General features: G+C 47.0%; 21 protein-coding genes and 1 pseudogene. 14 read left to right on the forward strand and 8 right to left on the reverse strand.

Annotated features, from left to right (window positions below):
* Positions 1–230 precede the first annotated feature (230 nt).
* From argC to DHAF_RS03890, 4 genes are all read left to right on the forward strand, one after another.
* The gene (gene argC / locus DHAF_RS03875) at positions 231–1,286 is read left to right on the forward strand and encodes an N-acetyl-gamma-glutamyl-phosphate reductase (RefSeq protein WP_015943019.1); all 1,056 of its coding nucleotides are present in this window, start codon (positions 231–233) and stop codon (positions 1,284–1,286) included.
* 71 nt (positions 1,287–1,357) lie between these two features.
* Positions 1,358–2,584 carry a bifunctional glutamate N-acetyltransferase/amino-acid acetyltransferase ArgJ gene (argJ, locus tag DHAF_RS03880; protein WP_015943020.1) on the forward strand — a complete coding sequence of 409 codons (1,227 nt, stop codon included), beginning with the start codon at positions 1,358–1,360 and terminating at the stop codon, positions 2,582–2,584.
* A 101-nt stretch (positions 2,585–2,685) separates the two neighbouring features.
* On the forward strand, positions 2,686–3,582 hold the full coding sequence (gene argB, locus DHAF_RS03885; protein ID WP_015943021.1) for an acetylglutamate kinase: 897 nt from the start codon (positions 2,686–2,688) through the stop codon (positions 3,580–3,582).
* Between the two features lie 34 nt (positions 3,583–3,616).
* Positions 3,617–4,816, forward strand: a complete 1,200-nt coding sequence (locus DHAF_RS03890; protein WP_015943022.1) for an aspartate aminotransferase family protein — start codon at positions 3,617–3,619, stop codon at positions 4,814–4,816.
* A gap of 118 nt (positions 4,817–4,934) precedes the next feature.
* Here DHAF_RS03890 and DHAF_RS03895 read toward each other — a convergent pair whose 3' ends face one another.
* Entirely contained in the window at positions 4,935–6,563 is a 1,629-nt protein-coding gene (locus tag DHAF_RS03895) for an FAD-dependent oxidoreductase (RefSeq protein WP_015943023.1), read from the reverse strand.
* Between the two features lie 251 nt (positions 6,564–6,814).
* Here DHAF_RS03895 and DHAF_RS03900 point away from each other — a divergent pair, with 251 nt between their 5' ends.
* From DHAF_RS03900 to DHAF_RS03925, 6 genes are all read left to right on the forward strand, one after another.
* Complete coding sequence (locus tag DHAF_RS03900; RefSeq protein ID WP_015943024.1) at positions 6,815–7,330, forward strand: TetR/AcrR family transcriptional regulator; 516 nt, start codon at positions 6,815–6,817, stop codon at positions 7,328–7,330.
* A 127-nt stretch (positions 7,331–7,457) separates the two neighbouring features.
* Positions 7,458–9,326 (forward strand): helix-turn-helix domain-containing protein, encoded by a 1,869-nt coding sequence (locus tag DHAF_RS03905; RefSeq protein WP_015943025.1) that lies wholly within the window; start codon positions 7,458–7,460, stop codon positions 9,324–9,326.
* Between the two features lie 246 nt (positions 9,327–9,572).
* Positions 9,573–9,935 carry a hypothetical protein gene (locus DHAF_RS03910; protein ID WP_015943026.1) on the forward strand — a complete coding sequence of 121 codons (363 nt, stop codon included), beginning with the start codon at positions 9,573–9,575 and terminating at the stop codon, positions 9,933–9,935.
* A gap of 48 nt (positions 9,936–9,983) precedes the next feature.
* Positions 9,984–11,684, forward strand: coding sequence for an FAD-dependent oxidoreductase (locus tag DHAF_RS03915; RefSeq protein WP_015943027.1), 1,701 nt, complete (start codon positions 9,984–9,986; stop codon positions 11,682–11,684).
* Positions 11,685–12,234: 550 nt separating this feature from the next.
* On the forward strand, positions 12,235–12,615 hold the full coding sequence (locus DHAF_RS03920; RefSeq protein WP_015943028.1) for a hypothetical protein: 381 nt from the start codon (positions 12,235–12,237) through the stop codon (positions 12,613–12,615).
* A gap of 30 nt (positions 12,616–12,645) precedes the next feature.
* Positions 12,646–14,346, forward strand: coding sequence for an FAD-dependent oxidoreductase (locus tag DHAF_RS03925; RefSeq protein WP_015943029.1), 1,701 nt, complete (start codon positions 12,646–12,648; stop codon positions 14,344–14,346).
* A 77-nt stretch (positions 14,347–14,423) separates the two neighbouring features.
* Here the strand turns inward: DHAF_RS03925 and DHAF_RS03930 are convergent, their stop codons facing one another.
* Complete coding sequence (locus DHAF_RS03930) at positions 14,424–14,543, reverse strand: DUF4023 family protein (protein ID WP_005808661.1); 120 nt, start codon at positions 14,541–14,543, stop codon at positions 14,424–14,426.
* A gap of 134 nt (positions 14,544–14,677) precedes the next feature.
* On the opposite strand from DHAF_RS03930, the gene DHAF_RS03935 reads away from it, so the two are divergent.
* Entirely contained in the window at positions 14,678–14,914 is a 237-nt protein-coding gene (locus tag DHAF_RS03935) for a hypothetical protein (RefSeq protein WP_015943030.1), read from the forward strand.
* Here DHAF_RS03935 and DHAF_RS03940 read toward each other — a convergent pair.
* Positions 14,893–16,245, reverse strand: a complete 1,353-nt coding sequence (locus tag DHAF_RS03940) for an IS4-like element ISDha5 family transposase (RefSeq protein WP_005808317.1) — start codon at positions 16,243–16,245, stop codon at positions 14,893–14,895. The two genes, DHAF_RS03935 and DHAF_RS03940, sit on opposite strands and share 22 nt — an antisense overlap.
* 155 nt (positions 16,246–16,400) lie before the next feature.
* Here DHAF_RS03940 and DHAF_RS03945 point away from each other — a divergent pair.
* Positions 16,401–17,138: pseudogene (locus DHAF_RS03945) on the forward strand (MBL fold metallo-hydrolase); the annotation flags it as partial.
* 151 nt (positions 17,139–17,289) lie between these two features.
* Here DHAF_RS03945 and DHAF_RS03950 read toward each other — a convergent pair.
* The 3 genes from DHAF_RS03950 to DHAF_RS03955 are packed head-to-tail and all read right to left on the reverse strand — an operon-like array spanning position 17,290 to position 18,983.
* Positions 17,290–17,925, reverse strand: coding sequence for a GOLPH3/VPS74 family protein (locus tag DHAF_RS03950; RefSeq protein ID WP_015943032.1), 636 nt, complete (start codon positions 17,923–17,925; stop codon positions 17,290–17,292).
* Entirely contained in the window at positions 17,882–18,115 is a 234-nt protein-coding gene (locus DHAF_RS26305) for a type II toxin-antitoxin system antitoxin (RefSeq protein WP_015943033.1), read from the reverse strand. Before DHAF_RS26305 ends, DHAF_RS03950 begins: the two co-directional genes overlap by 44 nt.
* 25 nt (positions 18,116–18,140) lie before the next feature.
* Complete coding sequence (locus DHAF_RS03955) at positions 18,141–18,983, reverse strand: SPFH domain-containing protein (RefSeq protein WP_015943034.1); 843 nt, start codon at positions 18,981–18,983, stop codon at positions 18,141–18,143.
* A 370-nt stretch (positions 18,984–19,353) separates the two neighbouring features.
* On the opposite strand from DHAF_RS03955, the gene DHAF_RS03960 reads away from it, so the two are divergent.
* Entirely contained in the window at positions 19,354–21,156 is a 1,803-nt protein-coding gene (locus tag DHAF_RS03960; RefSeq protein WP_015943035.1) for a VanW domain-containing protein, read from the forward strand.
* A gap of 95 nt (positions 21,157–21,251) precedes the next feature.
* On the opposite strand, the gene DHAF_RS03965 is transcribed toward DHAF_RS03960, so the two are convergent.
* Positions 21,252–21,596 (reverse strand): cupin domain-containing protein, encoded by a 345-nt coding sequence (locus DHAF_RS03965; protein WP_015943036.1) that lies wholly within the window; start codon positions 21,594–21,596, stop codon positions 21,252–21,254.
* A 168-nt stretch (positions 21,597–21,764) separates the two neighbouring features.
* Positions 21,765–23,030 (reverse strand): PucR family transcriptional regulator, encoded by a 1,266-nt coding sequence (locus DHAF_RS03970; RefSeq protein WP_015943037.1) that lies wholly within the window; start codon positions 23,028–23,030, stop codon positions 21,765–21,767.
* 210 nt (positions 23,031–23,240) lie between these two features.
* Between DHAF_RS03970 and DHAF_RS03975 the strand changes: the two genes are divergently transcribed.
* Positions 23,241–24,407 (forward strand): MFS transporter, encoded by a 1,167-nt coding sequence (locus DHAF_RS03975; RefSeq protein WP_015943038.1) that lies wholly within the window; start codon positions 23,241–23,243, stop codon positions 24,405–24,407.
* The last annotated feature ends 68 nt before the right edge of the window (positions 24,408–24,475 follow it).

Consider the following 24,475-nt stretch of genomic DNA (forward strand, 5'->3'; position numbering starts at 1 on the left):
GCTGCTTTATGAATTCCAACAGATTTGAATTAAGGTATTGATTCCATACTATGATAGCACAACTCTGAGAGAATCTACAAAGTAGAATAATGGCACGGCAACAGTAAGTGAAGATAGGGTTAAGCATGAGCAAAGAAAGGTGAAAAGAAGTAAAAAGATTTCCAAAAAGTGATTGAATTATTATGCATATATACGTATAATTATTAAATAATCATAGAGGAGGTATCGGTGTGAAAGTAGGAATTATCGGAGCCACAGGGTATACAGGCCAAGAGCTGGTGCGTTTACTCCAAAATCACCCTGAAATAGAATTAGCCTACTTAGGCTCATCCAGTAATAGCGGAGCAGTCTATGGGGAGATGTTCCCACAGTTTTCAGGGCTAAGTGCCAGCCTGGATGCAGAGTCAGGGTTAGGAACAGGGAAACTGGATGATGAACAGGTGCCGGATTTGGACGTTTTATTCTGCGCCCTTCCTCATGGTCTTACCGCAGGCCGAACTGCCCAATGGCTGAGCCGGGGGATCAAAGTCATCGATTTGGGAGCAGATTTTCGTCTTAAAGATGGAGCAGTTTATGAAGCCTGGTACAAAGTTCAGCACCCCGCTCAAGAGCTGCTGCCTGAAGCCGTCTATGGGCTTCCGGAATTATATCGGGATAAGATTGCCGGAAAAACTCTCGTAGCCAACCCCGGCTGCTATCCCACAGCCACCCTATTGGCTTTGGCCCCACTGCTGCGGAAGGGGCTGCTGCAAAAAGATGGACTGATCATCGATGCCAAATCCGGAGTTTCCGGAGCCGGGCGGGGCGTTGCTTTAGGAAACCATTTCAGTGAAGTCAATGAGAATTTTAAAGCCTATGGGGTAGCCAGTCACCGCCATACCCCGGAAATAGAGCAGCAATTATCGGAGGCTGCCGGAGCAGAGCTCCTGGTTAATTTTACCCCTCATCTTGTGCCGATGATTCGGGGAATCCTTGCCACCATCTACGCTCAGGTTACGCCCGGCGTTACAGAGGCTGACCTTAAAGCCTGCTGGCAGGAGCAGTATGAGGAAGAGGAGTTCGTCCATATCCTTCCGGAGGGAATCTGGCCCCAGACAAAGTTCGCTTTAGGAAGCAATCATAGTTTTCTCCAGCTTAAAATAGATCCGCGAACCGGGCGGGCTATCCTGGTCTCGGCGCTGGATAATTTGGTCAAAGGCGCTTCAGGGCAGGCTATTCAGAATATGAATCTGATCTGTGGACTGCCGGAGAATATGGGGCTTAAAATGAGAGGGCTTTGGCCATAAATAAGCCTTTTCAGGCAGTTTGGCTCTACTAAATAATATTGGATCTATCAAAAATAAAGGGTGTGAGTTAAATGGATAAATGGTCCTGGATTGAGGGAGGAATTGCTGCTCCTCGGGGATTCCGGGCGACGGGAGTCAAGGCGGAGATTAAATATCCGGATAAATACGATGTGGCTTTGGTTTATTCCGAGGTGCCGGCTCAAGCTGCGGGAGTGTTTACCCGCAATAAGGTGAAAGCCCATCCACTAATTCTGACCAAAAAACATTTGGAGAATGGTATAGCTCGGGCTATGGTGGCTAACAGCGGCAACGCCAATGCCTGTGTGGGAAAACCGGGGGATGAGGCCGCTTGGGCTATGGCTGTGAAGACCGCCGAGGTGCTGGGAATTGCCCCTGAAGACGTGCTTGTGGCCTCCACCGGGGTTATCGGTGTGGAATTGCCTGTAGAGAGTGTTACCAGGGGGATCGAGAAGGCTTCTTTGGAGATCGCTGAGAAAATTTCCCCAGAGGAAATGACGCAGAATTCCCATCAGGCAGCGTTGGCTATCATGACCACCGACACCGCGGTCAAAGAGGCAGCCTGTGAATTGTCCACAGAGAATGGTGTAATCCGTCTGGGGGCAATGGCTAAAGGCTCCGGGATGATTCATCCCAATATGGGCACCATGCTGGGCTTTATCACCACGGATGCTGCCATACCGGCCTCTGAGCTGCAAGAGCTCTTAAGAGAAGCGGTGGAAGACAGCTTTAATATGGTGACCGTGGATGGAGATACCAGCACCAACGACATGGTATTGGTTCTGGCCAACGGAAAGTCGGGGATTACCTTAAATCCCGAAGAGTGGGCGGAGTTTCGCCGGATGTTTTGGGCTGTGTGCCAGAAGTTGGCTCAGGACATTGCCCGGGATGGAGAAGGGGCGACCAAATTCCTGGAAGTTCAGGTCCTTGGGGCGGCCGCAGTGGAGGACGCCCGTAAGATTGCCAAAAGCATTTGCGGCTCCAGTCTTGTGAAGATAGCCCTTTACGGAGAGGACGCCAACTGGGGAAGAATCCTTGCCGCCGCCGGCTACTCCGGAGCAGAATTCAATCCTAACCAAGTAGAGATCTACCTGGGCCATGTTTTGGTGGCTAAGGAAGGTCAGGGGGTTCATTTCTCTGAAGAGGAAGCCAAGAAGGTCCTCAGCAGGAAGGATGTGCTCATCAAGCTCCTTCTTCAGGAAGGGCAAGCCCAAGCCACAGCCTGGGGATGTGACCTGACCCATGATTATGTCACCATTAATGGAGATTATCGGACTTGAGCGAAGGCCGAATAAGAAATATCAAGGTCTCAAGGTTCTGGTCAAAGAGGGATTCTTGCTCTCCGGCCCCTGCCTTCCGACCTTAAGAAAGGGGATATGGAATGACTCCTCTGGATAAAGGCTTGGATAAAGCCAGAGTGCTCATTGAGGCACTGCCCTATATTCAGAAATTCGCCGGCAAAACAGTGGTGATCAAATATGGCGGTCATGCTATGTTGGAGCAGGACCTCAAGGAAAAAGTCATGCTGGATATTCTTCTCCTGCACTCCGTCGGGATTCGCCCGGTGGTGGTTCATGGGGGAGGTCCTGAGATCAATTCAATGTTGACCAGGGTCGGAAAAGAAAGCCATTTTGTGCGGGGGCTGAGGGTCACTGATAAAGAGACTATGGAAATCGCCTCCATGGTCCTGGTGGGAAAGCTCAACACAGAAATCATTTCCTTGCTCAACCGTTTCGGCGGCAGAGCCGTAGGGCTGTCGGGAAAAGATGCCCAGCTGCTCCAGGCGGTTAAGAAGCCCATGCAGTTTCAGAATTCCCAAGGGGAACTGGAGGATGTGGATTTGGGCTTTGTAGGTGAGATCGAGCAGATCCGTCCGGAAATAGTTACCTCTCTTGTGGAGCAAGGCTATATTCCAGTTATCTCACCGGTGGCCGGCGGTGAGGATGGAGAATCCTATAATATCAACGCCGATACAGCCGCAGGGGAAATTGCCAAAGCCTTGAAAGCCGATAAATTCCTGCTGCTTACCGATGTGCCTGGAGTTCTCAGAGATGTAGAGGATAAAGATTCCCTGCTTTCCGTGATCAAGGAAGATGAGATCTCAGGGCTGATCGATTTGGGTGTGATTAGCGGCGGCATGATTCCCAAAGTAGAATGTGCCCGGGCAGCTCTGCAAGGAGGCGTGGGAAGTGTTCATATCCTTGATGGGCGAATCCCTCACGCCATTCTCTTGGAACTCTTTACAGACGGCGGAATCGGCACCATGTTTAATGCTTAAGATCAAAAGTGCTTTTTAGAAGGGGGAGGCAACTATGTGCGAGAAAACCCATACCATGATCCAGCGGGGTCAGGAGGTAGTGATGAATACTTACGGCCGTCTGCCTATGGCCATTGTCAAGGGAAAGGGCACCACTGTCTGGGATATCGAGGGCAAGCAGTATTTGGATTTTGTCACAGGCTTGGCGGTCAGCTCCCTGGGGCATAGCCATCCGGCGGTGGTGGAGGCCATCCAAAAGCAGGCTGAGGAGATTTTGCATACTTCCAACCTCTATTGGATTCCTAACCAAATCGCCCTGGCGGAAAAATTAGTGGAGCATTCCTTTGCCGATCAGGTTTTTTTCTGCAACAGCGGCGCGGAAGCCAATGAAGCAGCTATAAAAATAGCTCGGAAATACGCTAAAGAGCATTACAGCGAGGATAAATATGAAATCCTGACTCTGGTCAATTCCTTCCATGGTCGGACTTTAGCCACCTTGACCGCTACCGGGCAGACCAAATACCAAAAAGGGTATGCGCCTTTGCCGGAAGGATTCACTTATGTGCCCATCAATGACCTGGCGCAGCTGGAAGAGAAAATGAATCCTAAAGTGGCTGCTGTCATGCTGGAGCCTATTCAGGGGGAAGGCGGGGTATTCCCCTTGGAAGTGGAATTCTTAGCCAAAGCCCGCAAGCTTTGCGATGATTACGGGGCACTTCTTATCTTTGACGAAATCCAGGTGGGATTAGGGCGAACCGGCAAGCTTTTTGCCTATGAATGGAGCAATGTAGTCCCGGACATTATGACCTTAGCCAAAGCTTTAGGGGGTGGAGTGCCCATCGGAGTTATGCTGGCTAAGGAAAAAGTTGCCTCCACCTTTAAGCCCGGGGATCATGCCTCAACCTTCGGAGGAAACCCTCTGGCTACAGCTGTAGGCTGTGCGGTAATGGATGTGCTCACCGAAGAAGGATTCCTGGAAGATGTTCAAAAACGGGCTCAGTATTTTAAGCAGGAGCTGCAAAAGCTGGCGGACAAATACCAAACCGGCACAGAAATCCGGGGACAGGGTTTTATCCTGGGCTGGCCTCTTGACCGTCTGGGAGCGGAGATTGTGGAAGGAGCCAGAGAAAAAGGCCTGCTGATTAACTTTGTGGGAGGAAAAGCCTTAAGATTTTTACCCCCTCTCAATGTTTCCTATCAGGAAATAGATGAGGCCATCACCATACTCGATCAAATTTTTGCTGAGTGCTGGTAGAGTAAGGCGAGGGATAAACTATAGCAAAAGGAGAGTCCATAGATTACCCATCCGGGGCAATAAATGGAGACTTTCCTTTTGAGTTTACTTAATGATTTACGTGATAATATAAGCGGAGTTAAACGGCAGTTTCAGCCGCGGCATTTTGTCCGGCAATTCGGCCAAAGACAAAGCAGGTAGCTACGCTGGTGCCGCTGCCGCCATATTGTTGGGCGATAACATTGGCGGCATTCCGTCCGGCAGAGTAGAGTCCGGCTATAGGTGCGCCGGTCTCAGCGGAAAGAACCTGGGCTTTGGCGTTGATCCGTAATCCGCCTGCGGTGAACATGCTCGTAGGGATGATTTCCAGAGCATAGAAGGGAGCGGTAGTAATCGGTTTAATGAATTGACTTCGTTTATTAAGCAAAGGATCCTTGCCTTCGGTCGCTTTAAAATTATAGAATTGGACGGTGTTTTCCAACACGCCTTCAGAAGTACCCAGTGCTTTAGCCAGCTCTTCAATATTATTAGCTTTGATGACCTTGGCCTTTTCCAGACTTTCTTTGGATTTGTCCGGCAAAGTGTCGTGCATTTTGGCATCGAAAATGAGATAACTGGGAAGATGCTTTCCGGGCTTATGGTTCTGAAGCATATATTCTGCTATCCAAGAATGATAATGATCTTCAGCCACAAAACGGGAGCCGAACTGATTGACGATAATGCCCTGGGAAAGAGGTCCCCCCGCACATCCTTCCTGAGTGATATAAGCATAGACTGTGCTGGTGGAAAAAGCCATGTGCATATTTTGCAAAGCTGCCCCCAAAGCTTGCCCCATTTTGATACCTACGCCGTTATCCCCAGCGGTTCCAAGAGCCAGCACCCCGCTGAAGGCCGGGCAGTAGGTTCTCACCATATCTTCGTTCTTGGCAAAGCCGCCGGCGGTAAGAATGACAGCTTTGCGAGCTTTGATGGAGAGGAGCTTATCCCCTTGTTTAGCTTTAATACCAAGAACCCGCTTCTGATCATGATCATAGATCAATTGCTCTCCCGCTGTTTCGTACATAATTTTGACCTTAGGCAGAGCTTCCACAGCACGCAACAATGGCTGGAAGAATCCAGAGCCGTCTCTCCCTCCTGGACGGGCTTCGCTGTCTACCCAGCCCGTGCGGTGTACGGCTTTGCTCACAGCGGCATAATCCATATGGTACTCATCCCCTGTACAGGTTAAACCGGCGGTAGGATTGGGAGTTTCTGGCCAGAGGGGGTTGACACCGGGATTGAACTTTACACCGATTTTTTCTGTAAGCCAGGTGAACATATCCGGGCTTTGCTCAGCAAAAGTCCGGCACTGCTCCTCATCGGTCCCCGTACCTAAGGCCGCCGTTAAATAGTTGTAGAAGTTCTCCGGACTGTCTTCAAAACCGGCTGCCTTCTGCAGAGCGTTGCCGCCCCCGATGGTGACCAGGCCTCCGCAGATATTGGTGCTGCCGCCTGCTGTTTTAGCCAATTCAAGGATGATGACCTCAGAACCCGCATTCCCTGCTTCCCAGGCTGCTGCTCCTCCTGACCCCCCCAAGCCTACCACCACCACATCCGTCTCATGATCCCAAGCTATGCCCTCTGCCGGTGTCGGAGCAGGTGAGTTAGTCTTGGCGGCATCGGTGGAGCAACCGCTTAATCCTATGGTTGCTATACCGGCGATGCCAAAAGCAGCACCCTTGATAAAATCTTTACGAGAAATTCCTTTTGAACTATTTGATGTTGTCATGTAACTATTCACCCCTTATTTCTACTTCATTAGCACAAGTATAAAGAGATTATAAACGAACAATTCCTCTTAGTGACTCTCTGGTTGAAGTGATCACTCACTGAGAATATACAATTCTTGAATCAGCCCCCTTTCCATGAATGGAGTAATTTGTTATTATTATCACAGGTTATTGATCTTAAATTAACATTCTGACTCAAGTCATTCAATATGTTGCCGCCTAAACGAGACAAAAAGGGGGTAAATGTCCCATGCCGAAGAAGAGCTTTGCCCAGGATTGTCTGTATACTGCTATAATGAGATTGATGAGAGAAAAAGACGTGGATGACATCACGGTGAAAGAACTGGTACTAAAAGCCGGAGTAGCCCGTTCGACTTTTTATCGATACTATACACAGCCTATGGATGTCCTTCGGGATTACCTTCGGCCTTTTAATCATGGCAATGCTCACTTGGATGATAAAGATGATAAGAAAGTTTACCTGCGGAGGTTTTATCAATATTACACAGGCCACAGCGAGCTTATCTATACTTTGGTTCAGGCCAATAAAACAGAGTTTCTAAGAGAAACAATAAGCTGCCACATTCTTGAAGTCTTTTCCCCTATGATGACCAATAAAGGAGTATCTCCTTTTCTGCAAAAAGCCAGTGTGGGATTATGTGTGGAGACACTGATTCTATGGATTGTCAATGACAGAAAAGAGAAGATCGAGGAAATGACTGATACTGTGCACAATATGGTCGCTGTGGTTGAAAGGGTATCTTGAGCAGATAATCAGGGAAGTGGGAGCTGTGAATTTTCGGGGAGAGGTAAGCCCCTTACGGTTTCGGATTAATTACGAAATAGGGCTAAAGAATAAAGTTAAAGACCCAGGCCATAGGAGGAGAGAGATTATGAAAGAGTTAGCCAATGCTGACAGCATGTCTTTGGGTAGACAGGAATTGAACCAGGAGTGGCTGGAGAAAGCCCAATATGCCTTGAACCCAAGTAATTTAAGGAGCTGGACGGCGGGGATACGCTTTTCTCAAGTCCCGGACATGATCGCCTCCCACCTTAAGTCCGCACTCTTAAATTCTTATCTGAACAGCATAGCCCAACATCTGGAGGAAATGGACAAGAAATCTCTCCATAAGGCTCATGTTATTTATTGTACCGACGATTGTGGAAATATTCGTGATCTAAACCTCAGCCCGGATGTAAGCGAACGGGTAGATAGCCATTTGCGAAGACTTGTGGTGGATCGTCTCGATCAGGGAAATGTATGGGAGGATGCAGTGAGATGGTATTGGAATCACTCTGTAATCTGGACTATGGAGGCTATGTCCCAGGAATTTGATATGAGGACAATGTCTTGTATGTCGGAGCGGACCTGGTCGAAGGTCTACTCTAAAACTCTTTGTTATGCCAATCCTGAGCGGTTTAACAGTCTTTTTAATATTTATGCCAAGAATTTTGCTCATCTCTATATGCAATCCCTGCAAAAAGAGTATCCTGATTCTTCCCGGTACAATTTGGTTTTTTATGAAGAATTTTTAGGGTTAAATGCACCGGCTGCAGGAGGGCAGGGGATACTTCGACCGAAGATGCTTAAAGAGAAAGCCTCTTATCTCACTACGTTTAGCATGGCGATGTATCATCAGCTGCGAAAAGCGGTGGCAGCACAGGAATTTACTACTCATGACGATGGGAGCTGTCTTAGTGCAAGTCTGGAGACTCCCAGCGGCAGCTCCAGCGGCAGGGTGATTCTAAAAAGGGAGCATAATTTCTGTATCGAACCGTCCGAAAAGATAATGAAAGAGGTGAATGATGAGACCGTTGATTTGATGGACTCAATATGCCACCTCTGGCTCAAGAGATTCACACCCCTTCAAGAGAGAATTACTATTCACGCAGATGATATTCTGGCTCTCCGCGGACTGCGCAAGCAGAAAAATGGTCAGGGGCAAAGAGGTGGCTATAAATCCGAATGGCGGGAACGGATCTCCGCCCATATGGATTTATTGGATCGACTCTGGATTAGTCCTAGTCCTAACGGGGAAAGCTCTTTTGGGTTAGAAGAAAAAGCCTTTATCATTTCTAAAAGCCATGATTTGCAAAGGGAAGGAAACAAAGGTGATTACATATGGGAGGTAAGGCCGGGTAATCCTTTAGTTCAGGATTTGCAGAAGGGGAAGCGGCAGACAGCCATCCTTTCCAAACGGGTTTTAGAGATGGATCCTTACCGTCATGCCTATGAAAAGCGGGCAGCCCGCTATTTCTCCTGGCTCTGGCGGAGCCGCCAATCCCGGGGAGATTATTTGGAACCGATCGGCATAACGACCTTGCTCGATGCCATACACCTTCAATATCAAAAGTCACGCTCGGCCAAAACGATCGAACGGTTTGAGAAGATGATGGATACCCTTAGAGATAAAGAGGTTATCGCTGGCTGGCAATATGATCGGATTTACAGGAACGGACGGGATTGGCTGGAGCTAAAATTGGTGATAGAACCTCCTCAGGCTATAATCGATCAATATGCCAAGATTAAATCACCAACAAAGCCAGGCAGACCACCCAAATCCGAAAGAACGTCCTTATGCAGCCTTGGAGAACAATTGAAGAAGGAACGCCTGCGAAAAAAACTGACCCAGATGCAGGCCGCGGAAGACATTGGTATTGCTCAGACGACAATTTCCAAGCTGGAGTCAGGCCGGAGAGTCCCCGATTTTAAAACAGCCCGGAAAATTCAGCAATGGTTAAAAATCACAGCATCTTCCTAAGTGAGCTCTACCCTATGTGAATCACCACTCTACCTTATCACTAACAGAACTCTAACTTATCTGTACTTGAAATGCTTTCTATCCCTCATAGATCAAGGTTTATGCTCTTCTAATTAAACTGAAGATTTTGATGCCAGGCCTGTTCACATGATTGTGGGCAGGCTTATGTATAATATTCATGGTTTCTGTAGAAAGATAAAGAAACTTTTGTTTTTGTGAATGTACCATCAGGAGGAGGTGAGAAGAATGGAAAAAGGAATACTATGGGCTAAACGGGCGTTTTTGTTGTTCGCGCTGGCGGTCGTCGTGATTGTGAGTACGACGACGGAAACTAATGCCTTTGTTTCCATGAGTGAGGATCAGGTCACCTGTACCCCCTGCCATGAAGATGGCCGTAAAGGGGATGGTAAAGGAGGAGAGATCCATCCGGATGGATCTCTCGATAATGAAGAGGCTAAAGGAGAAGACAAAAAAGGAGATAAGCAGGACATTCTTGCCAAATATCAAACCACGATGATGGGGAACCTGGTCATTGCTCCGGCAGCACCTTGGGATGATCTCTGGACTTGGGTTCAGGCTCAGCCACCGGTGAAAGCCGAAAGCAAATGATGAGGTATTTCGAAAATAATCGCAATGAAAATGAGGGGTGACTCTTTAATGAGTGATAGCTTAAACGTAAGTCGCCGTAAATTTATGATCGGCGGGTTAGCTACTGCAGTAGTAGCGGGAGCAGGCCTTTTAACAGGATGCACGACTCAGTCACCGGCACCTCAGGAACCGGACGCTGCAGGAAATTGGGATGCTGAGTCCGATGTGGTCGTCATAGGGTTTGGTTGTGCCGGCGGTGGAGCCGCTGTTTCCGCAGCAGAAGCCGGGGCCTCTGTGCTGGTATTGGAGTCTCTTCCTATTCCGGGAGGAACTACCCGGGTATCGGGGGGGGCTCTATGGGTGCCCGCCAACCCTCTGCAGAAGAAGGAAGGCATTAAGGATTCTATCGAAGAAGGCCGCCAATATATGCAAAAGGGCAATGATGGCCAAGTTGAAGAAGAGCTTATCAATGTCTATCTGGAAAATGGGCCGAAAGTCGTCGAATTTCTTATGAATAAATTACAAGTTGAGTTTAAATTTGGTTATCCCGATTATCATCCCGAGTGGCCGGGAGGGAAAAGGCTGGGTCGCAGCCTCAGTCCAGCTTATAATGGCAAAGGGTCCGGGGAAGCTCTGATGGCCGCTCTTTACGATTACACTGTTGCTAAAGGGGTAAAATTTTCCCTGAATACTCATGCCAAAAAGCTTATCAAAGACGATTCCGGAAAAGTCATCGGAGTTATCGCTTACCAAGACGGTAAAGAGATGCGCGTTAAAGCCAATAAAGGGGTCGTGCTGGCTACTGGCGGATTTGAATGGGATAAGACTTTGCTCAAAACTTATCAAAGGGGTCCGGTGGAGGCATCGGTGGTCTTTAATCCTGGCAGCGGCGGCGGAATCTACAGTTGCGGTGACGGCTTAAGGATGGCTATGGAAGCCGGTGCCGATCTTCGCAATATGAACGAATCCTGGGGGGTAATGGTCTATTTGCTCCCCGGCTGGGAAGAGGAAGTAGCCAACTATCGTCAAAATGCCAAAGATTACAAAAAAAGCACCTGGAAAACCATTATGGGGGATTGGTTCCTCTGGAGAGGAAAGCCCGGCACCATCATTGTTAATAAGGACGGCAAACGTTTTATGAACGAGGCCTGCGACTATGATACTTCGGCCTATCCTTTCTATGAAAGAGATACTTACGGGGAGAATCGTTGGCGCAATTTACCGGCTTTTGTCATTGCCGATTCGGTGCAATGGAGCAAGTATGGTATCGCCGGTGCTAAAGGGGATAATGTTCCTGATTATATCACCAAAGCAGATACTCTTGCGGAGCTGGCTCAAAAGCTCGGTATCGATGCCAAGGGTTTGGAAGCTACTGTAGCTGAATTCAATAAATATGCTTCTCAGAAGCCTCCTAAGGATCCTCTTTTCCATCGGGGAGAAAGCTATTTCGATCGCTTTGCTTCCGGTGATTATGCTATGGCACAGGCCGATCCTGAAAACCCTGCCTGCACCTTGGCCCCCTTAACCAAAGGTCCCTATTATGGCATTCAGATCCATTCCGCTAACTGCGGGACTTGTGGTGGGGCGCGGATTAATGGCAAAGCCCAGGTTATTGATGTCCATGGCAATGTCATTCCTAATCTTTATGCTGCCGGCAATGTAGCAGGACTAGGCGGTCCCGGAATCACTTATCATGGCCCAGGCAATCCTATTGCAGGCGGAGTTATCTTTGGATATCTGGCAGGAACGGATGCAGCAACGAAAGCCTAAGCTGAGCCAGGTGACGCTAGGGAATTGTTTTTTCTTTATTCGAATTTGAAAAATAAACTGAAAAAAGTTCGCTAAAAGACCTACTAATTCAAGTTAGGAAAAAGATCAGAAGAGATAAATGAAAGCAAGGCAGGCCGGCGTTGAAACTGTCGGCCTGTCTTAATTGAATCAAGGCAATAGAATAAACAGCATAATTAGCCGGTTTTTTTGTTTTACTGTGCAATCCGCTGCAGTTGGGTCAAGAACTCCCGACTTCCAAGGAGCTCTAAAAATTAAGCAATGGTTTGTAACGACGTTTTCTTGAGCAAACTCTACCTTATGTAAATTTTTACTCTACTCTATCCTTATCGATACTCTACCTTATATGTACTCAAAATATCTTCGATTCCTCATATAGCAAGGGCTATGCTCACTTAACTATAATAACAATGATATTAAGCCTGTTTGCGCGTCTGCAAACAGGCTTAATATATAATGGTCATAGGCATAGAGCAAGGAGGAAGTAGGCGCTTTTGATGTGAAAGTGCACTCAAGAAGGAGGTGAGAAAATTTGGAAAAGGGTATAAAGTGGGCTAAACGAGTATTTTTACTGCTGGCACTTGCTTTGGTTGTGACTGTCAGCACAACGACGGAAACCAATGCTTTTGTCTCCATGAGTGAGGATCAGGTTACCTGCACGCCTTGCCATGAAGACGGACGTAAAGGGGATGGTAAGGGCGGCGAGATCCATCCCGATGGCACAAGTGAGAATGAGGGAACAAAGGGCGAAGGTAAAACGGAAGAAAACCCTATTCTTACTCAATATCAGAGTACAATGACCGGCAATCTGACCATCGCCCCGGCAGCGGCTTGGGATGATCTTTGGTCTTGGGTTCAAGCTCAACCCCCGGCAAAAATCGAAAGCAAATATGATGAGGCATTTCAAAAATAAGCGTAATGGTAATGAGGGAGTGACTCTTTAATGAGCGATAGTTTAAATGTAAGCCGTCGTAAGTTTATGATTGGCGGGTTAGCTACGGCAGTCGCAGCGGGGGCAGGTCTTTTAACAGGATGCAGCACTCAGGCAGCTGCGCCCCAGACACCGTCTGCCTCAGAAAACTGGGATGCTGAAGCGGATGTTGTCGTAGTAGGATTTGGTTGTGCCGGCGGCGGAGCTGCTGTTTCCGCAGCAGAGGCCGGAGCCTCGGTATTGGTTTTGGAATCTTTACCTATTCCAGGAGGAACGACTCGGGTGTCTGGCGGTGCCTTATGGGTGCCTGCCAATCCTATGCAGAAAAAAGAAGGAATCCCGGATTCTATTGAAGAGGGCCGTCAATATATTATGAAAGGCAACGACGGCCAGGTTGATGAAGAACTTATCGATGCCTACCTGGAAAATGGTCCCCAAATTGTTGAGTTTCTTATGAGCAAATTGAATATAGAATTCAAGTTTGGTTATCCTGATTATCACCCGGAATGGCCGGGAGGAAAGAGACTGGGTCGCAGTATCAGTCCGTCTTACAATGGCAAAGGTTCCGGGGAAGCCTTAATGGCTGCTCTTTATGATTACGCTCTTGCTAAAGGGGTAAAATTTGCCCTGAATACTCATGCCAAAAGGCTCATTAAGGATGATTCCGGTAAGATCACCGGTGTCATCGCCTACCAGGACAGCAAAGAAATCCGTGTTAAAGCCAATAAAGGAGTCGTTCTGGCTACAGGTGGTTTTGAATGGGATAAAAGCTTGCTCAAAACCTACCAAAGAGGTCCGGTGGATGCATCTGTGGTCTTTAATCCCGGCAGCGGCGGCGGAATCTATGGCTGCGGTGACGGCTTAAGAATGGCTATGGAGGCCGGCGCCGATCTGCGCAATATGAACGAATCCTGGGGGTTAATGGTTTATTTGCTCCCCGGCTGGGAGGACGAAGTGGCCAACTATCGTCAAAACGCCAAAGATTACAAGAAGAGCACCTGGAAAACGATTATTGGCGATTGGTTCCTCTGGAGAGGGAAACCCGGCACCATCGTTGTTAATAAAGAGGGCAAGCGTTTTATGAATGAAGCTTGCGACTATGATACTTCCGCTTATCCTTTCTATGAAAGAGATACTTTTGGAGAGAACCGTTGGCGGAACTTACCGGCCTTTGTCATCGCCGACTCAGTTCAATGGGGCAAGTACGGTATCGCCGGTGCTAAAGGAGATAATGTTCCTGATTATATCACCAAGGCAGATACTTTGGCAGAACTGGCTCAAAAACTGGGTATCGATGCCCAAGGTTTGGAAGCTACTGTAGCTGAATTCAATAAATATGCTTCCCAGACTCCTCCCATAGATCCCCATTTCCATCGTGGCGAAAGCTATTTCGACCGGCTTGTCTCCGGTGACTACGCTATGGCCCAGGCAGATCCCGAGAATCCCGCCTGCACCCTGGCCCCCTTGGCCAAAGGTCCTTACTATGGCATCCAGATTCATTCGGGCAATTGCGGAACTTGTGGCGGAGCACGGATTAATGCTAAAGCACAGGTTATCGATGTCCATGGCAATGTCATTCCCGGTCTCTATGCTGCCGGCAATGCGGCAGGATTAGGCGGCCCCGGAATCACCTATCATGGCCCCGGAAATCCTGTGGCCGGTGGAGTTATCTTCGGATACCTGGCCGGACTGGATGCCGCCCAAAAGGCTTAAAAATATCTTTATCATAGTAAGGAAGTATAAAGGGAGCACATCATGGCGATGTGCTCCCTTTTCATGGAATCAAGAACTCATTTATTGGTGCTATGCTGTTTATTAGGCAACTTGTGGCCAGGATTGCCTTTTCCCTGATGCTTTTGGTTTTCTTCTGCCTTCTTCTTGTCCTCGTTAAATTTATCTGCGAAGTTCATGATCACCCTCCTCGGTGTTTAATTAATGATTAGTTTATCTAAGAGATAGTCTTATATTCCTCTTGGCTAGATATTTGTTACAACGTTAAACCTATTGTATAATTCCCTTAGTAAAGTTTTTGAGGTAGAGCATAATGGAAACATCAAAGACTGGCATTAGCCGCAGGAAATTCATTACCTTGGGAATTGCAGCAGTAGGAGGGTTAGCTTTGGCCTCCCATGTAGGATATAACAATGATAACGACAATACCGAAAAAATGAAGAAGCCAACCCAGATTCCCACGCCGGCCAAGTGGAAGAATGAAGAGCTGACAGTGGCTTGGCTAGGCCATGCCGGCTTTTTAATAACTCAACTTTCGCACCCCAGTTGAGGGAATAGAGCCTTGATATAACTGGGTAATGCAGCAATCCACTTTTGTAATTGACTGAGTGATTCGTTATTCTCTGGTTTATTGGGTAGTAGATTAAGAACAAACGTCATTAACTGACGTAGTGCTGTTTTCAAGTCTAAATCCATAACCTCATCAGCAAAAAGATAAAAGAGTCCCCCAAGAGAGCGTTCATCATTGTTTTCTCTTCGTTCCCACTCCAGGATGAGGTAACGGGTAAAGACTATGGTTGTGTGACTAACCATCATATCGAAGGATCGGCCCTGAAATTCAGTTCCTAGCTTCAAATGCGATTTGGCCATTTTGAAAAACGTTTCGATACTCCAACGCATCCCGTAAATTCTTACGACTTCAGTAGTTTCTAAGGAAAGATCGGTGGTTAAGATCGCTAACCACTCTCTTCGGTTGTTTCGATTCTGGACGAAAACAACTTTTAAAGCTAAGCCTGAAGGGGTATGAACACGCACTGAACCCAGTATTTCTGCTTTCGGGTTCTTTGGGACTCTCGCGTAGAGCTCTCGTAAACTGAGTGATTTTCCTTCAAAGAGATAACGCTGCTTAAGTTCTTTAACCATTCCAATAACGTGAAGCTCCTTATCCCTTAGCTTTTGCAAAAGTGGAGCATGGGTAAACCAACTATCCATTAGGACGTAATCCGCTGAGAATCCGGCTTTGAGAGCTCGTTCAAGCATTTGAACCACGGTGTCCGGTTTAGGGCTCATCGCTTCCAGGCGACGCTTATAGCCTACGGAGCGTTTGTCTAAGTCCTCTCTCATTTCACAAAGACGATTTTTAGCTTTTGCAGAACTCATCAATGTAAAATCAAGGGGTGCGAAGCTGAACCCGTCAGACCAGCCCAAGGTTAGTAAGGTGTAACCGCGAACAAAGCGGCCCGAAACATGGTCAAACACTCGGGCTAAGAGTTCAACTTTCTTGCTTCGTTCGCGCTCCATTACAGAATCATCTACGATAAAAACACGGATACGCTGCGCAGAGGTGAGCTTTTCAAAGCGTCCGACCATCTTGAGGCTGAGTAACTGGTAAAAACGCCTCCAGTTATACCGAGAGTCATTGAGAAACCGATAAACAACATCTTTACCTGGAAGAGATTCTGCCCGGCTTCCTTCTAACAGCCGAAACAGATTTCGACCTTGAAAAACGAGTTGGAAAATGATTTGGAAGACAACGAAGCTTGAAACCCCATAGGACTTGCGGATCCCAGCGGCTCGAAGCAGCTGACTAAGCTTAAGGGAAGAAAAAATTAAAGAAAGCTGATTTTGATGCTGTTCAGGCAGAGAGTTGTGTTGTAACATGGAGATACGCACCTTTCTGTTTTGGAAATTATGGTTGTTTGGTCACTTCCATTTTACCAATTCGAAAGGTGTTTTTCTGTCAATGAACAAAATATTTTTAGCCTAATCCAGTAGTAGACTGAGTTTGAACAGATTTTCGCGCTGCGAAAGTTGAGTTAATAAACTTTTATGGCACAAAAATTCTCATCGATCCAGCTTTTTACGAAAGGATCGGTTTGACTCCTTTAGGCAATTATACTATCGGTATGAAGCGCTATGTGGCCTGCCCCTTAACGGCAGAACAGATAGGCAAGGTAGATCTGGTCATTTGCTCCCATGCCCACACAGATCATTTTGACTACCCCAGCCTTAGGAGCATGCAGTCACCGGATACTGCAGTTGTTACAGCCAAGGGAACCCGCTCCCTTTGGGAGGGGCTGAATTATAAAACTATCGATGAGATGCATTGGGGTGACGAAAAAGAATATCCGGGGGGACTTAAGGTCAAAGCCATAGAGGGGGAGCATTGGGGAGCACGCCTTCCTTGGAACAAGGAGATGGAAGCTAACTCCATCCTTCTTTCCAAAAATGGTGTCAATCTTTTCATAGGTGCCGATACGGGCTATACGGAAAAATTCCAGCAACAATTGCGGGAAATGGAGATTGAGTTGGCAATCATGGGTATTGCCGCCTATTCGCCTAAATCCTTCGAAGCCCGTCATGCCACTCCGGAGCAAGCCATTCAGATGGCCGAGGAAATGGGAGCGAAAAAAATTCTGCCCATGCACTGGGGGACCTTTAAACTTTCCCAGGAGCCCATGGAGGAACCCATTCAGCGTTTTAATCAGGCCATGGCGGGGAAAATGGAGAAGATCGCCCTGCAGGAAATTGGGGCCACTTGGGTGCAAAGTTAATAAGCAAATAAGCCAGGGGGCGTTCATGTGTGGTGAACGCCCCCTGGCTTATTTGCTGAGGAAAACCGATTTCAACTCGATTATTGATTGTTCATATGGAGGTGTGAATCAAGGGACCTGTCCCCATGATTCATCCATGATTTCATCGGACTTAGTAGAAGGCAGGATTGGTGGAGGTAGACTGAACGGCTTTTTTCACGGCATTAGCCAGGATATCATCTTTAGTAATGTCTTTAGCTCTTTTTTTGGCCTCTTTCCGCTCTCCCTTATCCACCAGGTAGGGGAGAATTCCACTGGCGTAGAGCAAGCCGATGAGCTTAGCCGTTTTGCGGTCCGGGTTTTCCCCTCGCAAAAGCACCCGGTGGATCCGATCCAATATATCCTTCCTTGCCCGTTCATCCCGGACAGGATAACGGGTGGAAGTAAAGAAGAGAAAGCCCTGCTGATCTTCCTCCCGCAAGAGAGCCTTATCCGCCATCTCCTCCAGAAGACTTTTTCGTAAGCCCTTGAGGGTGCTGCGAAGCTTGGCAACCCAATGTTCGGGGGGACGATGTCGTTTGCTGGAATCCATCTGATGAAGGGCGAGTTCCAGACGCTGGTTATTAAGGGGTCTGGCATCGAGGACTTCCACAGTCTTGTTACTCACCCGGATCCGCTGGAGATGCTCTAACTCCATAAGGATGGCACCGGTAAGACAGTAATCGATGAAGGTGCTGGCCGTAAAAGAGAAGTTACCCTTTTCTTCATTCAGAGAAATGAGAAGAACTTCTTCCATGAGGGTTAACATCTATATAATCTCCTCCTTCACCAGGTGTTTCCCCGCCCTTATTAAGGCGTCCCGACTTGCGGGTAGCTTCTCGAAGCAGGAACTCAATATGAGAGTTGACGCTTCGAAACTCATCGGCTGCCCATTTTTCCAGAGCCGTATATAGTTTGGGATCTAACCTTAAAGCGAATTGTTTCTTGGACATACTCATCAACACCTGTCAGGATTATTCTAAATTAGTAGAGGGTACCTGTATTAATGACAGGCTGAGCGGAGCGGTCAGATACGATGGCCACCAGCAGATTATTGATCATGGCGGCTTTGCGCTCCTCATCAAGCTGGACGACATTATTCGTTTCTAGGCGTTCCACAGCCATCTGGACCATACCCATGGCGCCTTCAACGATAATTTGACGGGCATCCAGAATGGCATTGGCCTGTTGACGTTGGAGCATGGCACCGGCGATTTCAGTCGAATAAGCTAAATGGGTCAGGCGGGCTTCCATAACTTCTACTCCAGCCACTTTGAGGCGTTCCTGAAGTTCCAGAGAGAGTTCTCTGGCCACTTCTTCGGAATGACCCCGCAAAGAATAGCCGTCCTTTTCGAAGTTGTCATAGGGGTAACGGCTGGTTACATGACGGAGAGCGGTTTCGCTTTGGATCTCTACGAATTGCTCGTACCTATCTACATCAAAGATTGCTTTGGCGGTATCCACAACACGGAAGACGATCACGGCGGCGATTTCGATAGGGTTTCCTTCCACATCATTGACCTTTAAAGTCTTGCTGTTGAAATTGCGGACCCGTAAGGAAACAGATTTACGTGTGGAAAGGGGAATGGTGAGCCAAAGACCAGGTTCACGTATGGTCCCAATATAGCTGCCGAAAAAGGTAATCACATGGGATTTATTGGGCTGGATGACAACGATACCGCTGGACAGAATCACACCTATGAGGATAAGGGCGATTCCCAGGGTAAACTGTGTTTGAATGAGCAGGGCTGTGCCGCCGATGAGCGAAGCCAAAACGACAACCACAGCAAGATAACCATTGAGTACCCAGGCTTTTTTTTCTTTCATAATGGATAGCCTCCCTTTAAGAGTAAAATTGGATTGAGATTAATGCGATAGTATTATGATATCACTGTTATAGAAAAATGTAAACAGTTTCAGGAATGAGAATAAAAAAATACTTAAAACTATCATGAAATTAGTACAGATAGTCTGAAAATCTAGTACAGATAGTCCGGCATAGGATGCAGATATACGATAAGGCAGTAAAGGCTTGGGCGATCCCAGGCTGAGCTATGAATCTCTGCCAAAGGTGTTCATTAGGGAATTTAAGACAGAATGTAAGTAAATAAGTCTGAGCACAGAATACCCTCTTCGACAGGCTTCACTTCTTCACTATGAGATAATATTCGGGATGCATACTGAAGGAGTGGGGTCCATGAAGAAGAGCAAAAAAATTGCTGCTGTAGTTATCCTTTCCTATTGTATCTCGATGAATACTCCAGCCATTGCCTCGCCAGATCCTCAGGCAGGAGATTTTCCTGAATTGACGGCAAATCTTCAAATAAATCAATACAGGCTCTATGGGGAGACTCGATATGAGACAGCCAAGATCATCTCTGAGTATTATCGTGAACAAATAATCCTGGCCAATAGCCCTGAAAACAGCTCCGATGATCCTCCGGAAAGTTCTCCGGAAAAAGTAAAAAATGTGGTGATCGCCACTGGAAACGGTTATGCCGATGCCTTATCGGCCAGTGTGCTGGCCTATGAAATGAAGGCCCCGATAATTTTAGTGGATACTAAAGTCGAGACCTCTCAGGATGCTTTCGACTATGTTGCACAGAACCTAGACCCCCAAGAAACTATATATATCATAGGCGGAGAAGGTACTATCGCCAGTGAGTTTGAGAGAGAATTCATCGATCTTGGATTTTCTAAGGTAGTTCGAATTGCCGGTGAGGATAGATATGACACCTCTTATCAAATCGCCGCCGCTCTCAAGGAAACTACTTACTCTACAGTAGTCATATCTTCCGGGGAACAGTATGCCGATGCCTTAAGCATCTCCAGCTTTGCGGCCAATCAAGGCTGGCCCGTTTTATTATCTCCTCCGGTTGGGCTGTCTCCTGAGCTCAGGGAATTCCTTCTGAAAGAGAGACCGGAAAAGATCTATATCACAGGGGGAACAGGGGCCATTTCCGACCATATTATCTCTGAGATTCATCAACTACTGCCGCAGGTCCAGGTGGAGCGGTTAACAGGGTTATCCCGTTTTGATACTAACATGGTTATAGCGAAGACCTTTGCTCCCAATCCGTCGGCTTTATACCTTACCACAGGCTATAATTTTGCGGATGCCTTATCGGGCAGTGTGGTAGCCGCTCAAAAGGGAGCTCCCATTGTCTTTATCGATCCTTCAACCCCTACCCTGCCAAAAGCCGCAGCTCAGTACCTGGAAACCCTCTCTCTACACGAGATCAAGCCGGACCTTGTTACTTTTGGAGGCGAAGGTGCAGTACCTGATGAGATCTTAAAAAGCGCCGCAAGCTTGCTCTCAGGGTCGGTGAGAGCCCTGGACATTCACGCAATACCTGAGATTGAAGCCACAGTGGCACAAGGAAAAGAATATTTCTTACCGGCAACGGTTCCAGCACATCTTTATAATAGCGATATAGTGAGTTTACCCGTCCGATGGGATGAGCCCATCATCAATACTCAGACTATGGGAGTAAAGGTACTGGAAGGAAGGGTAGAGGGATATGAAAAGCCCGTCAAATTGAATCTTAAAGTGAGTGAACCCCTGCCCCTGGCCGAATTTTCCACCCGCTTTAACGTCAATGAAGTGAACCGTACGGAAAATATTCGTTTGGCTGCCGAAGCCATCGATGGTGCCCGCTTAGCACCGGGTGAAATCTTCTCCTTCAACGAGACAGTGGGGGAGAGGACCATGGCAGCAGGGTATAAGGAAGCTGTGGTTATTGAAGGGAATCGTTTCATACCAGGTATTGGCGGGGGCATATGCCAGGTTTCATCCACCCTCTTCAATGCCGCCAATCAGGCCCACTTAGAAATCGTGGAAAGGCATCATCATTCTCTGCCGGTTGGTTATGTGCCTCCAGGGCAAGATGCCACCGTATTCTATGCTGTACTGGATTTTAGATTCAAAAACACTACCAAGGAACCCCTTGTCCTGCGGACATGGGTAGAGGGAGGCACCTTGACCATAAAGATTTATTGAAATAAAGAGGGTAAAAAGAGGGGACATAAAAAGAGGAGACAGGTACCATGATTCAACTTAATTTGAATCACGGTACCTGTCCCCATTTTTCACTTTTAACCTTCATTGATGATGAGTGCCATCATAACGAGATCCTCATCAGTATTATTTTGCAAGCCGTGGCTTTCCCCTACTTTGATAACGCATACATCTCCAGGGCCGACTTCACTGCGTGTTCCGTCGCTATCAGTGAAGATTCCTTTTCCGGAAAGAATGTAATACGGTTCAGTGTTGCCGACATGCTGGTGATAGCCGATGCTGCTATGGGGTTTTACCGTGACTTTGGCGTAGACATTGGCGTGTCCCATCAGTTCTTCTTTAGTCAGGATGTGGGAGAATACCACACTTCCTTCACCGCCCCGAGCGTTATGGACTGTTTCATCAATAGTTTTTCTAATCATTACAAGTCCTCCTTATCAGGTCTGATTGCTATAGCATAACTCTTTGTTACGAATGCAATGCAACGCTGCACTGAATAAAGCTACACTGAGTCTAGTATACAAACACTCAGACATAGGTGTAAAGCTCATTTCTCAGCAACATGTTTACGTGAAAGGATTCGCCAGAGACTATATTCGGGGCATTGAGATGTTCAGAAGCTCCAGAATCTTAAAGGAAAAGTAGAGATAATGCAAGGTGTCACTATGATTCAAATCCATATTCGTCAGCTTTTCGATTTTTTCCATACGGTTAAAAAAAGAATTGCGATGAATATTCAGCGAGGCCGCTGAAGAGGTGGTGTTTTTGAAATTGAAAATATAGGTATAAAGGCTGTAGGCATACTCGCTTTTATTTTGTTTATCGTAATCCAGAAGCTTTATGATGCCGGGGTGGATGAGTTTATAGAGACTGTAGAGATCCTCATTATCCCTCGTAAAATTAATAATCAGGTGAAAAATGACATAATCCTCGTATTGGAAAATAGAGCGGTCGGTATGGATAAGCTTGCCTATTTTAAGAGCCTCTATGGATTCCAGATAAAAGTAACGCAGCTCTTTAAGATTGTAAAAAGGACGGCTGATGCCTGCTTCCAGGTTATAAGCCAAGATAAATTGCCTTAACCCCTCCAGCTCTGTTGCAAAGAAATGTTTCGCATTCTCAAAGCTGGCAATCAGAACAATTTTACGGTTATGAATAACTCCTTTAGCTTGGCTTAAATGCAGCTCCAATTCATCCTTCAGATAAGGAAGGGTGGAGGTGGTCCTGTCCCAATTGCTGATGTCAATGGTTATAACGCAGAGAATGCCTTTCAGCGTCGAGCTGAGTTGTTTCAGCTGTTCATCCATATGTTTTAAGTTTTTGGGTGTTCCTTCCAGTAAATCGTAGAGAAAGGCTTCGTGGGATAGCTCCCGGGAATAGATGACGTATTTGTTTTTTTGCAGTTCTATGGATACCGCTTGGCACAGCAGGGAGGCCACATCCAGATCTCCTTCCTTAAAATCCCTCTGATGGGCGCAGATAATGATGTGAGCGATATGCTTGCCATCAATCATAATTTTCCCTATGATGCGGGGATATTTAGAGTAGGCATCTGACCAGAAAAAAGGATAATCACTTTCAGCAATTTTTTCGATCAGTTTATTGTCCACATAGTAAGAAAAGGTTTGAAGAGAGTTGCCTTCAGTATGGACGGTCTCATTCCATACAGGATCATCCTCTACGGGGGATTCCCCCGTTATAGCCAGGACATTGGCACGCAAGTCCATAATGGAAAAGGGGTTCTGAAGCAGTTCATAACCGATAGCGACAAGAGATTGAAGAGATGAGTCCGAACACAATGTCTTCAATAACCTTGTAGATAATGAGGTCTGTTCATGAAGAGAAGAGGTTTTCATATCTATGCCTCCTATTTCAATCCGTTATACTATGCACTATGCACAGTTTAATCTGCAAAAAAACAGATAATCTTCCATAGGTCGAAGAGAATAAGAAGGAGAATTATTGAAGGGCTATTTATGCGCAAAGGGTAGCGTTCGAAAACCAGAGTTACCCTTAGTTTACCTCTAAAGAATATAGTTTCCAAGCACTAATGCAGGAGGTTTATTATGAGTAAAGGTAAGTTAAAATTTGGGGTGCTCGCTGTGAGTGCTATGGGGATGGGTGCGATGGTCACCAATCCAGTATTAGCCGATATCATGAAAGCTTTTCCTGATATTGATCCCACTACAGTCATGCTGATTTCCGGTCTGCCCTCATTGTTCATAGTGTTCTTTGCACCGATTTACGGAAAATTGACCCAATACTTTCCCAAGAAAGCTCTTTTAGCTTTTGCATCCCTTTGTTTTGTCCTGGGCGGATTTTTGCCGGCCTTCATGACCCATTTTACCCTGATTTTGGCTATGCGCTGTCTGTTGGGAGTCGGACTTGGTTTTCTGATGCCTATGGCAGCGGATTTGATCTCCGATTTCTTTGACGGACACGAGAGACAGACAATGATGGGATTCCAATCGGCTTTTACCAGCATCGGCGGTATTATGTATCAGATGGCTGGGGGATTTCTTGGCTCCTTTGGCTGGAATTATGCTTTTTACGCCTATCTGCTCGGAGTTATCATCTTCCTGGCCGTCCATTTTACCCTTCCGGAACCCCAACGAAAAACAGCTCCTCAAGGTGAAAAGTTAAAAATGCCTGGTAAGGTTTATCCTTCTTTCATCGCTTTGTTTGCTTTTCAAATGATTTTATTTATTCTCACCAACAATGCGGCGGTGATGCTCGATGGGGAAAAGATTGCCGATGCTTCCTCTATTGGCGTAGCCCTAACCCTTATGACCGTCGGTGGTCTCATCGGAGGTTTCTTCGCTGGGAAGGTCATGAGAGTGTTAAAGGATTATACCTTTACCTTGCTTTTCCTCCTCTTCGGAGTTGGCTTTGGTATAGGCTACACCTCTTATACCCTTGCCCAGTTTTTTGTGGCAACGACGCTCATCGGTCTGGCTATGGGGGTCCTGGTGCCTTCTTACTGGGTAAAGCTTTCTGTCACGGTCCCACCTCCTTTAGTAGCCTTAGCCATTTCCATCGGCGTCAGCGCCATGAATATTGGCGGCTTTGTCCAGCCCTATGTTTATGACGGAGTCAGGAAGCTCTTTGGGCTTCAGATCGGCAGAGATTCTTTTTTAGTAGCGATGATCGCCAGTTTGCTCATGGCTGCCTTTGTTCTGGCTGAAGCGATAGTTGCGAAAAAAGGCAGTTCAAGGGATGTGTCCGCCCGCTGAACCAGCTGACCATACTGGGTGTGTCGGCAGAGGATGAAAGATAAATTGGATCCAGCGGCCTTGAAAAG

It is taken from the genome of Desulfitobacterium hafniense DCB-2 (assembly GCF_000021925.1).
Taxonomy (GTDB): Bacteria; Bacillota; Desulfitobacteriia; order Desulfitobacteriales; family Desulfitobacteriaceae; genus Desulfitobacterium; species Desulfitobacterium hafniense.

What these genes read in the sequence shown, in the direction of transcription:
- argJ (WP_015943020.1), top strand. Translation starts at nt 1,358, where the DNA reads ATGGATAAATGGTCCTGGATTGAGGGAGGAATTGCTGCTCCTCGGGGA.
- argB (WP_015943021.1), top strand. Translation starts at nt 2,686, where the DNA reads ATGACTCCTCTGGATAAAGGCTTGGATAAAGCCAGAGTGCTCATTGAG.
- DHAF_RS03890 (WP_015943022.1), top strand. Translation starts at nt 3,617, where the DNA reads ATGTGCGAGAAAACCCATACCATGATCCAGCGGGGTCAGGAGGTAGTG.
- DHAF_RS03895 (WP_015943023.1), bottom strand. Translation starts at nt 6,563, where the DNA reads ATGACAACATCAAATAGTTCAAAAGGAATTTCTCGTAAAGATTTTATC.
- DHAF_RS03900 (WP_015943024.1), top strand. Translation starts at nt 6,815, where the DNA reads ATGCCGAAGAAGAGCTTTGCCCAGGATTGTCTGTATACTGCTATAATG.
- DHAF_RS03905 (WP_015943025.1), top strand. Translation starts at nt 7,458, where the DNA reads ATGAAAGAGTTAGCCAATGCTGACAGCATGTCTTTGGGTAGACAGGAA.
- DHAF_RS03910 (WP_015943026.1), top strand. Translation starts at nt 9,573, where the DNA reads ATGGAAAAAGGAATACTATGGGCTAAACGGGCGTTTTTGTTGTTCGCG.
- DHAF_RS03915 (WP_015943027.1), top strand. Translation starts at nt 9,984, where the DNA reads ATGAGTGATAGCTTAAACGTAAGTCGCCGTAAATTTATGATCGGCGGG.
- DHAF_RS03925 (WP_015943029.1), top strand. Translation starts at nt 12,646, where the DNA reads ATGAGCGATAGTTTAAATGTAAGCCGTCGTAAGTTTATGATTGGCGGG.
- DHAF_RS03930 (WP_005808661.1), bottom strand. Translation starts at nt 14,543, where the DNA reads ATGAACTTCGCAGATAAATTTAACGAGGACAAGAAGAAGGCAGAAGAA.
- DHAF_RS03935 (WP_015943030.1), top strand. Translation starts at nt 14,678, where the DNA reads ATGGAAACATCAAAGACTGGCATTAGCCGCAGGAAATTCATTACCTTG.
- DHAF_RS03940 (WP_005808317.1), bottom strand. Translation starts at nt 16,245, where the DNA reads ATGTTACAACACAACTCTCTGCCTGAACAGCATCAAAATCAGCTTTCT.
- DHAF_RS03950 (WP_015943032.1), bottom strand. Translation starts at nt 17,925, where the DNA reads ATGTTAACCCTCATGGAAGAAGTTCTTCTCATTTCTCTGAATGAAGAA.
- DHAF_RS26305 (WP_015943033.1), bottom strand. Translation starts at nt 18,115, where the DNA reads ATGAGTATGTCCAAGAAACAATTCGCTTTAAGGTTAGATCCCAAACTA.
- DHAF_RS03955 (WP_015943034.1), bottom strand. Translation starts at nt 18,983, where the DNA reads ATGAAAGAAAAAAAAGCCTGGGTACTCAATGGTTATCTTGCTGTGGTT.
- DHAF_RS03960 (WP_015943035.1), top strand. Translation starts at nt 19,354, where the DNA reads ATGAAGAAGAGCAAAAAAATTGCTGCTGTAGTTATCCTTTCCTATTGT.
- DHAF_RS03965 (WP_015943036.1), bottom strand. Translation starts at nt 21,596, where the DNA reads ATGATTAGAAAAACTATTGATGAAACAGTCCATAACGCTCGGGGCGGT.
- DHAF_RS03970 (WP_015943037.1), bottom strand. Translation starts at nt 23,030, where the DNA reads ATGAAAACCTCTTCTCTTCATGAACAGACCTCATTATCTACAAGGTTA.
- DHAF_RS03975 (WP_015943038.1), top strand. Translation starts at nt 23,241, where the DNA reads ATGAGTAAAGGTAAGTTAAAATTTGGGGTGCTCGCTGTGAGTGCTATG.